This window comes from Paenibacillus sp. TY11 (assembly GCF_059772165.1).
On the sequence record NZ_JCBAIQ010000064.1, the window covers coordinates 1 to 892 of the forward strand.

Annotated in this window: 1 tRNA gene and 2 rRNA genes; all 3 read right to left on the reverse strand. The window is 48.3% G+C overall.

Annotated features, from left to right (window positions below):
* Positions 1 to 194 (reverse strand): 23S ribosomal RNA (locus AC6EJC_RS26800); the annotation flags it as partial.
* Positions 195 to 436: 242 nt separating this feature from the next.
* A tRNA-Ala gene (locus tag AC6EJC_RS26805) sits at positions 437 to 512 on the reverse strand.
* A 99-nt stretch (positions 513 to 611) separates the two neighbouring features.
* Positions 612 to 892, reverse strand: a 16S ribosomal RNA gene (locus AC6EJC_RS26810); the annotation flags it as partial.

The following is an 892-nucleotide window of genomic DNA, read 5'->3' on the forward strand; positions in this document are numbered from 1 at the left end:
TCCCCTGGTCTGCCTCTCACTCACCTATGAATTCAGTGAGTAGTGACTGTCGATGAAGACAGCCGGGTTTCCCCATTCGGACATCCCCGGATCAAAGCTTGCTTACAGCTCCCCGAGGCCTTATCGTTGTTCGCCACGTCCTTCGTCGGCTCCTGGCGCCTAGGCATCCTCCGTGTGCTCTTTGTAGCTTAACCTAGACTTTTCTTTGATAAAAAGAAAATGTCGATGTTCGATAAAAAATGATTTTTGCCAAAGGCAAAAGATCTTTCCTTATCTGCTACCTTTATTTCACTTGTTTACACAAGATCAGCTTAAAGGAATATTCTAAAACGCAATTTCGTTTCGGTATCCAGTTTTCAAGGTGCAAAGCTGTTTGATTATCAGTCAATCTCCAAAGAGTTAACGATCCTCATACAGTTTTAGATGAAATTGTAATTGGTGGAGCCAAGCGGGATCGAACCGCTGACCTCCTGCGTGCAAGGCAGGCGCTCTCCCAGCTGAGCTATGGCCCCTCACAAGTTCCATCAAAACTGAACAAATGGAATGATGATTTTTTTGAAGCTTACGCTTCATATTTGAATGTTTCCATTGCAGGAAACGATTCTCCATAGAAAGGAGGTGATCCAGCCGCACCTTCCGATACGGCTACCTTGTTACGACTTCACCCCAATCATCTACCCCACCTTCGGCGGCTGGCTCCCTTGCGGGTTACCCCACCGACTTCGGGTGTTGTAAACTCTCGTGGTGTGACGGGCGGTGTGTACAAGACCCGGGAACGTATTCACCGCGGCATGCTGATCCGCGATTACTAGCAATTCCGACTTCATGTAGGCGAGTTGCAGCCTACAATCCGAACTGAGACCGGCTTTTCTAGGATTGGCTCCACCTCGCG